Genomic DNA, 8,431 nt, shown 5'->3' on the forward strand with positions numbered 1-8,431 from the left:
TTTTTCACTTCGGACCGATAAAATAACATAATGAAAACACAAATCAATATGGCGATAAACGACACAAGTAGTGCTTTGCACGTAAATCTGATCACGGTACATTCCACTGATTTACTGCAAATGCAATACTTGTTTTTTTATGCCAAAAGGGAGGAAATTTTTATGCCAAGAAACCAGTTTCAGCGAATGATTTTCGCATTACTCACAGTCATTGTCACCGTCCATGCCTATGTATTTTACAGCTTATATGTGATAAATGGATCTTATTTTTCATCAATAGAAGGGGCTGCCGGTGTTCTGGACGGCATCCGGCTGAATGGAGGAGTCATGATGCTCGGGCGCTTTTGTCCTATATGGGCAGTCATCTTAGTCGAGTTCTGTCTCGCTTATGCATTAGAATGCATAATGGGAAGTCCCTGCTCCTTCAAACTTGCCTGTAAGGTGTTTGACCCCGGAACTACGCATCCTGTTCTGTTTGAGACGGCCATAATCTGTGCCACAGTCGGTCTGATGTGCCCGGCCATGAGCTTTCTGGCTGCGATTTTGTACTATCCATATTATGCGGGCTTCCATATACTTACACTGTTGGCAAACTGGCTGAAGCTGGTATGCTATAACTTTCCATTTGCGTTCTTTACGCAGTTGTTCTTTATACAGCCATTCATTCGCACTCTGTTTAAGATACTGTTTGCCAAAGACATCAAGCATCGCTTGATTTGAACATTATTTGCTTTAATATATCAAAATAGCACTCAATATCGAGTGCTATTTTGCATGCCGTTCTACTTATTAATTGCTCTCGCAAGCAATGCTTCTTGCAACACTTGCGAAAAATTAATTTTTTGTTTTTCTGCATAAGAATTGAGCCATGCTGGAATTGTAACATTTTTCCTTACTGCTTTTTCACCATATCGTTCTGCGTAGGCGTCCATATCAAGTAATACCATGCTTACTTGACCGCCTTCCCTCCTTTCTACGGAATCATAATCAGAAGACTTCGGAACAACATTTCCCTCTTCTAGTTCATCGAGAACCCATCCGCTAGCTGCATCTGTGGCATTTTCAAATGCATCTTCTAAATTTTTTCCTTCCGTAACGCATCCAGGCAAATCCGGAAACTCTACAACATAGCCCCCGCTTCCATCCGAAAAGGATAGAATACTGCTGGATAAATTAATTTCATTATGATTGCCTCCTTGATTGTATTAACATATATACATCTATATTATGGACATTGCTGAAGTTGTATTCCAGCCTGTCTCATAATCGATTTAACTGTGTCGATATGTAAATCTCCACCATACTCGGCACACAAAAAAAACCCCGAATTAACGAGGTTTTCCGTGTGCCGCAGACCGGAATCGAACCGGTACGGGTATCGCTACCCACGGGATTTTAAGTCCCGGGCGTCTGCCAGTTCCGCCACTGCGGCAAGAGGTGTTTAACCGGCTTAAATCAAAGAGCATACGTGCTCTGCACTGTCTCTTTCAGCCATACACCAATGGGCGGAGGTGGATTCGAACCACCGAAGCATATTGCAGCAGATTTACAGTCTGTCCCCTTTGGCCACTCGGGAATCCACCCATCAAATGTCTCTCGACAATACTTACTTATACCATATTTTCCCGAAAAATGCAAGAAAAATGTGGACATTTCAGCGTTTTTACACGCTGAATGCCCACATCCCTTTCATCTGATCAAGCAACCTTTTCGCATCCCATTTTTTACGGCTGTTGATTCGGCTGTTTGGATCATTCACAATAATCTTTCCATCGTCCGTCACTCCTGTCAGCACAATAAAATGCCCCTGCTCTGTGAAATCCCCGGGGCCCATGCTGCAGATGATCGGATGGCATGCGCGCAATTCGCTCTGTACACCTTCGACCGTCCATTTGGTAATCTGCCAGGAGTGTACCCCCAGCCGGGATGCTCCGTCCGTCATCAAGGCCCAGTCCGTAACATCATTTGTACAATATCCCCACTCCATACTCAAGTCGGCAACCTTTTTCGGAGTGGCACTTCCGTCTCCGGTGAGTCCTGTCACGACCATGGCAAGGCAAGTCGGACCACATCCGTTGACTGCGATCGTACCACTTCCGTATGACGCATATCCCCATGTCTGGTCCCACTGATAGTAAAGCGGAATATTGTTACGGAGCTGATATTCACTTAAATCAACCGATGCCGGAACTGCTTCATTGAGCGCATCAGACCCTTTTGCCATGTACTCCGGATAATCCACGACCCAGTCCACTGCCTCTTTATGCTTTGTGAAATATTCAATCAGCCAGTCCGGGTAGGAATCTCTGTCCAGCAGAATTTTCTCCACCTGAGGATATCTCGCATACAGCTCCCGGAGCTGTGCTCCATATTTGTCAGAAGTCAGTACTTGCTCGATCCGCCTTTCCCGCTCCTCTTCGGCGTCCTTTCTCGCCTGCTCGGCTTTCTCAACTGCCTCCTGTTTTTCTTTCTCGATCCGCGCAGCCTCCTTTGTTTTTTTCATTCTGCCCATCCCAAGGAGCAGCAAAAGAACAACTGCAATTCCAAGTACCAGAATAGCTATCTTTCTGTATTTTAGAAGTTTTTTTCTTTCTTTTATTCCATTTAACTGTGTTCTATCAAAGCGAAAATCTATCATCGATATGGTTCCTTCCTGATTTGTACTAATACTTTAGCACATTTTTTCTACAGAAAACACCATTTTACGACAAATTACAAAAATTTCACATTTTCTTAAGTTACTCAATAAAATGAGTTTTCCAAACTTTACACTGTCAATTTTATACCAGCTATGTTATAGTTATAATGATGCAAAGCATCAGAAACAACCACTTTTCGGAAAGGATGTGTAAAAATATGTGCGGATTTGCAGGCTATTACGGCACTGGCGATTTTAATAGAGAAGAAGTAATCGATAAGATGGGCGAGCTAATCGCGCACCGCGGCCCGGACAGCAAGGGCAGTTTTGTAGATGATTATGCAGCACTTGGTTTCCGCCGTTTAAGTATCATTGACCTGGAGGGCGGCACACAGCCGATTCACAGCGCAGATGGAAAGCATGTCATTATATTTAACGGTGAGATTTACAATTATCAGGAGATCCGCAAGGATTTGATCGAGAAGCACGGATGTACGTTCCAGACCAATTCCGACACCGAAGTCATTCTCCAGACTTACAAGACCTACGGCGAGAAGACCGCTTCCATGCTCCGCGGCATGTTCGCCTTCGTAATTTATGACAAGGAAAATCACACCATGTACGGCGCAAGAGATTATTTCGGAATCAAACCGTTCTATTATGCAAAAATGAACGGAAGTCTGCTTTTTGGTTCTGAGATCAAATCTTTCCTTGCCCACCCGCATTTTCATAAAGAAGTCAATAAAGAAGCACTGAAAATGTACCTGACCTTCCAGTACAACCCACTTCTTGAGACCATGTTCAAGGATGTATACAAACTGGAGCCGGGAACCTATTTTACCTACGACGGCAAGGACTTTAAGACAACCAAATATTTCGACCCTACCTACGAGAAGCAGGACAGAAGTTTCGACGAGACCGTCAAACTGATTGGTGAGACCATTCAGGAATCGGTTGATTACCATCAGATCAGTGATGTAGAAGTTGGTTCCTTCCTGTCAGGCGGCGTGGATTCCAGCTACATCGCTTCCACCGTTAAGCCGATGAAGACTTACTCCGTTGGATTTGAAGTGGGCGGCTTCGACGAGACTACCTACTCCAAGGATCTCTGCGACATCCTTCATATGTCCAATGCCAAGAAAGAGATTTCTTCCGACGAATTCTTCGATGCCCTGCCGGAAGTACAGTACCACTCCGATGAACCGCATGCGAACCTGTCAGCCGTACCGCTTTACTATCTGTCTGAGCTGGCTGCAAAGGATGTCAAGGTTGTCCTGAGTGGGGAAGGTGCCGATGAGATGTTCGGCGGCTACGATACGTATAAACCAAGTAAATCCGGTGACTTCTACCGCAAGGTAGTTCCGGCTTCAATCCGTAAGAAGCTCGGCGACTGGGCTGCAAGCAAACCAAATCACCGCGGTCTGAATTTCCTGAAGAGAAATGCAACTTCTGTAGAAGATTCCTATATCGGACAGGCATTTATCATGGACAACGAAGAGGCAAATGAAGTGCTGGCTCCGAAATATAAATCTGACTTAAGATATCAGGATGTGACCAAACCTTATTTTGACCAGGTAAAAGACCAGGATGATTTCCATAAAAAACTTTTCCTGGACATGCACCTGTGGCTGCCGCATGACATACTTCTGAAAGCAGACAAAATGACCATGGCTCATTCTTTGGAACTTCGCGTTCCGTATCTGGACAAAGAAGTGTGGAAACTCGCCCGCAGTATCGACACCAAATACTGTGTTGAGGGAGAAGAGACGAAGAAAGCATTCCGTACCTCCGCTCTTTCCCACATCCCGATGGACTGGGCACAGCGCAAAAAACTCGGTTTCCTCGTACCGTTCCGCGTATGGCTCCGCGAGGATAAATACTACAACCGCGTGAAAGAAATGTTCCAGAAGGATTTTGTTTCTGAATTCTTCGACAGAAATATTCTGATGAAATGGCTGGAAGACCATAAGAACAAAGTAGGAAACTACCACAGAAAAATTTACACCGTTTACTCTTTCTTATTATGGTATGAACAGTATTTCGTACTGAGATAAATACTTAAATGACAAAAACCTCTTTACACCATAGTATCTTCACTCTGGTGTAAAGAGGTTTCTTTAATTACTATAGCTCCACAGATTTCGGATCTGTCCCATGACCCGCTCCGGATCCCATGCTTTACTGCTGTTCTTTTTACTGTTCGGATCTTTGATGATAAAATTCCCCTTATCGTCCACACCTGTCAGAACAATAAAATGGCCGCCGTTCGTGAAATCTCCGGGACCTACAATACAAATAATCGGATGCCCCGCTTCCAGCTCTGACCGGATACTCGTCTCACTGAGCGAGATTTCCGAGGCCGAAAGCCCCAATTCTCCCGCAATATCGGTCATAATACTCCAGGAAGAGCCGCTGCCCGCCACATAATATCCTTTCTGATCCGCCTTTTTAGCCACCGCCAACGGATTCCAATTTGAATCTCCAGTAAGCCCACAATAGACCATGGATAGACAAGTCGGGCCACACCCGGTTACAGCCATAAAATCATCACCGTAAATCTGATATCCCCACCGTTCATCCCACTGCAGGAACAACGGTATTTCTCCTTCCTTCACTTCTTTCGATACATCAATTTCATCCTGCCGTTCCTTCTTCTTCGGATAATCCCGGACAAACTGCTTCGTCTCCGGGTTCCGCTCCGCCAATGCCAAAAGACTTTCCGGATACTCGCCGCTGTCCCTCATATGATCTATAGAATACCGGTTAAACCACGAAATTCCTATATAAACTGCAATCAAAAGCAATATTGCCGCTAAAATTCTTTTTAAGATTCTCAGTCTTCTCTTTCTTTTTATTCGCCTGAGCCTTGCCTGTCTTCTCTGCGCCTGCAATTTCCAGACCTCCTCGTTTGTTTCTTCCATAGTAACAAAACGTTTTGAAGACTTTCTTGCTCTATTCTTAATTATTTCCTATTTTGTAGCTGTTCAGAGCCAAGCAGATTTGTCAAAAAAGGGCGATGAATGCTTGCATTCGTGAGCACTTTTTTGTACAAATCTATTTGGCGGATACGCCACACTGAGGAAACACGAAGTGTTTTCGAGGTTGGCTCTGAACAGTTACCCTATTTTTCAAAATGTATAAAGCGGCATGAACCTCTTCATTCACACCGCCCATTATATTCTCATTTATTCAGTTCTACACAAATCAGATCCTCATAGGGATTCGTCCGCGCAAGCCCGATTTTCACAATCTCACCGGAAAACACACCAAACTGCTCCTGCATCACCCGGAACACCGCCATCATTTCTTCTTTTTCCAGCTTTTTTGCAATCGTCGTGTGCGGCATCCACTGGAACGGTCTATACATCGGGCTGATCCGCGTCTCCTCGATCCCTGTCAGGCCTTCATATATTTTCACAGACAACCCCTGCAAATACGCATTCAGCACCGGAGCCAGATAGATCACTCCAGGGAAAAACGCTCCCGCCGATGCCCACATGACTGTTCCGCTCTTCATATCTTCGGCTGCACATTTCAGCATCTCTGCCGCTTCAGTTTCCCGTCTGGTCTCAAACGCCGAAATCGTAATATGTGGCGGAACCTTTGCGTCAATCATATAACTATTACCGCTCCTTTTTGCGGCCTGTTCCATCCAGTTCCGGATTCTCCGATCCGTTTTATCATCAAAATAAACCGATATCAGATACATTTTCCACCTCTGATTATTTCATAACCAACACACTCTTGTACTAAATCAATGCCAGTGTTCGCAAAATATAAAGCCACATAGTCAGCGTAAATGCACTGAACATCGTGGTAAGCATGACCACGCTGGAAGATACGACGCCCTCATGCCCCATATTCTTCGCCATAACATAGCTGCTGACCGTGGTTGCCGAACCAAGCATAACCAGAATCGCCACCAGCTCTTCATTCCTGAATCCAAGCCCGATTGCAATCGGCAGGAAAATAGCTGCCAGTCCGACCAGCTTGATAAATGCCGCCGTCGCCGAAGGCCTGATTTTCCCAAATGCCTTCTTATAGTCAAAGGTCGCTCCCATGGCCATAAGCCCCATCGGCGAAGCCACCGCTCCAAGATTCGAAACCGTCTTTTCCATAATGTGCGGCATCGGAATCCTAAGCGCCGACCATAAAAGTCCGGCTGCTATACCAATGATGATCGGATTTGTCACAATCCCTTTGAGCGTCTTTTTAATCACCTCACCATCCAGTCCTTTTCTCTCCGGCTGAAAAAAAGACAGCACCACGACCGCCATAATATTATAAAGCGGCACACTTCCGATGATCATAAGCGGTGCCATGCCCGCATTCCCATAAATATTCTGGATAAATGCAATTCCAAGAAGCGCCGCGCTGCTCCGATAGGACGCCTGGATAAATTCTCCCTGGATACATTTGTCCTTCCACAAACAGGAGACTGCTGCCGCAATCGCAATACTAAGCACCGTCGCCCCAAAACAGAAAAGCACAAACTTAACATTCCACACTTTTTCAAAATCTACCGTCGCAAGATCCTCAAACACCAGCACCGGGAGCGGAACCATGAACACGAATTTATTCATCTTCGAGGCAAACTGCTCGTCAATCCACCCGATCCTGCGAAATAAAAGTCCCAGAAGCATCATAAGAAATACCGGAACCGTTGCATTTAAACTAAATATCAGATTCTCCATCTTACACTTCATTCCCTTTTTTGCTTATTGTCATCTACTGGACTTTATTTTGCACCTTTTTATCAGTACTGTCAAGAATTGGCGGGTTTAAGCGTATGAGAATTTTGTAAATAATCATTGAGATTTTCTCATAGATATATTATAATAGAACCATTATCGGGGTATGGCTCAGTTTGGTTAGAGCGCGCGGCTGGGGGCCGCGAGGTCGCAGGTTCGAATCCTGTTACCCCGATTTTGTTGTACAACGAGCCCTCTGAAAGCCCTGTAAAATAAACGGTATAGCTATAACTATAACTCTTTGCTCACAAATCTCAATGTCGGTTAGCTGCTGATTCCCATATTACACCTGCTTTCTGGGTACAAAAATACCGCAGGTGGATCACCCACGGTAATCATTTTCTTATTTTTTTATTATCATATATATGATAATTCCTCATCATAATATCAACTCTATAGCCCTCAAACCTCATTTTTCTCCTCAAAAATACGATTGCAGCAATTGCCATAAACGATAATACTGCGAAATTATACTCATTGCATTTTCTGCTTGTTAAGTAAACAAAAATCAAAGTCAAGCACATCCAAAACATAGATCTACTCATTTCTGAAATACTGTACATCTTTTCCGCCTTCCCTATCACACCTTCCGTTTCAAGCACGGTCAAGCAATAATGAAATGCAAATCTGTTTTGTTCTTCTTCAGTATATCCCGATTTCAGTTCTTTACTCTTAAAACATTTTTTCAAGATATGTTGCTTCACTTTTTTAGATAATTTGAAATCCAATCGTTTATTTTTCCATCTGCTTGAATCCGTGACATGCTCCCACTACTTAAGCCCTAAAGCTTTGAAGTAGGGGCTTCTTACTCAATAGCCCTATAGGGCTAAGTATCAATAAGCTATCCCCGCGTGCCCCGCGGTTCTTTTCTGCCCGGTTACGGGCATATTTCAGGCGCAGTTATGCGCATAAAATTCTTTTTCCTTCTTCTCGGATATTGATCGCTGCATTCACATCCCGATCCATCCGATTCCCGCACCCACATTCATAGATCCGTTCTGACAGTGACAATTCTTTCTTGATCTTTCCGCATTTGCTGCAG

General features: G+C 44.4%; 9 protein-coding genes and 3 tRNA genes. 3 read left to right on the forward strand and 9 right to left on the reverse strand.

All coding sequences use genetic code 11. The features are described 5' to 3' along the window. Positions 1–162 precede the first annotated feature (162 nt). Positions 163–720 (forward strand): hypothetical protein, encoded by a 558-nt coding sequence (locus ACTNBR_RS08525; RefSeq protein WP_441017615.1) that lies wholly within the window; start codon positions 163–165, stop codon positions 718–720. 62 nt (positions 721–782) lie between these two features. Here ACTNBR_RS08525 and ACTNBR_RS08530 read toward each other — a convergent pair whose 3' ends face one another. The 4 genes from ACTNBR_RS08530 to ACTNBR_RS08545 all read right to left on the reverse strand — a co-directional run bounded on the left by ACTNBR_RS08530 (position 783) and on the right by ACTNBR_RS08545 (position 2,638). Beyond that, positions 783–1,109: a type II toxin-antitoxin system HicB family antitoxin gene (locus ACTNBR_RS08530; protein WP_441017613.1), complete on the reverse strand. Its 327-nt coding sequence runs from the start codon at positions 1,107–1,109 to the stop codon at positions 783–785. A 237-nt stretch (positions 1,110–1,346) separates the two neighbouring features. Beyond that, positions 1,347–1,432: transfer RNA gene (locus ACTNBR_RS08535), tRNA-Leu, on the reverse strand. A 70-nt stretch (positions 1,433–1,502) separates the two neighbouring features. After that, a tRNA-Tyr gene (locus tag ACTNBR_RS08540) sits at positions 1,503–1,584 on the reverse strand. A 79-nt stretch (positions 1,585–1,663) separates the two neighbouring features. Continuing rightward, positions 1,664–2,638, reverse strand: a complete 975-nt coding sequence (locus ACTNBR_RS08545) for a C39 family peptidase (RefSeq protein WP_441017611.1) — start codon at positions 2,636–2,638, stop codon at positions 1,664–1,666. Between the two features lie 218 nt (positions 2,639–2,856). On the opposite strand from ACTNBR_RS08545, the gene asnB reads away from it, so the two are divergent. Further along, positions 2,857–4,692 (forward strand): asparagine synthase (glutamine-hydrolyzing), encoded by a 1,836-nt coding sequence (asnB, locus tag ACTNBR_RS08550; protein WP_441025317.1) that lies wholly within the window; start codon positions 2,857–2,859, stop codon positions 4,690–4,692. 63 nt (positions 4,693–4,755) lie between these two features. On the opposite strand, the gene ACTNBR_RS08555 is transcribed toward asnB, so the two are convergent. From ACTNBR_RS08555 to ACTNBR_RS08565, 3 genes are all read right to left on the reverse strand, one after another. Then, entirely contained in the window at positions 4,756–5,529 is a 774-nt protein-coding gene (locus tag ACTNBR_RS08555) for a C39 family peptidase (protein ID WP_441042696.1), read from the reverse strand. A 290-nt stretch (positions 5,530–5,819) separates the two neighbouring features. Further along, entirely contained in the window at positions 5,820–6,347 is a 528-nt protein-coding gene (locus tag ACTNBR_RS08560; protein ID WP_441017605.1) for a 2'-5' RNA ligase family protein, read from the reverse strand. Between the two features lie 40 nt (positions 6,348–6,387). Beyond that, the gene (locus ACTNBR_RS08565; RefSeq protein WP_427807580.1) at positions 6,388–7,332 is read right to left on the reverse strand and encodes an AEC family transporter; all 945 of its coding nucleotides are present in this window, start codon (positions 7,330–7,332) and stop codon (positions 6,388–6,390) included. Between the two features lie 157 nt (positions 7,333–7,489). On the opposite strand from ACTNBR_RS08565, the gene ACTNBR_RS08570 reads away from it, so the two are divergent. After that, positions 7,490–7,564: transfer RNA gene (locus ACTNBR_RS08570), tRNA-Pro, on the forward strand. A 160-nt stretch (positions 7,565–7,724) separates the two neighbouring features. On the opposite strand, the gene ACTNBR_RS08575 is transcribed toward ACTNBR_RS08570, so the two are convergent. Continuing rightward, entirely contained in the window at positions 7,725–8,117 is a 393-nt protein-coding gene (locus tag ACTNBR_RS08575; protein WP_441042697.1) for a hypothetical protein, read from the reverse strand. Between the two features lie 172 nt (positions 8,118–8,289). After that, on the reverse strand, positions 8,290–8,431 hold a 142-nt coding region (locus ACTNBR_RS08580), incomplete at its 5' end, for a zinc ribbon domain-containing protein (RefSeq protein ID WP_441017401.1).

This window comes from Bariatricus sp. HCP28S3_F11, from assembly GCF_052065395.1.
Lineage (GTDB): Bacteria > Bacillota > Clostridia > Lachnospirales > Lachnospiraceae > Allocoprococcus.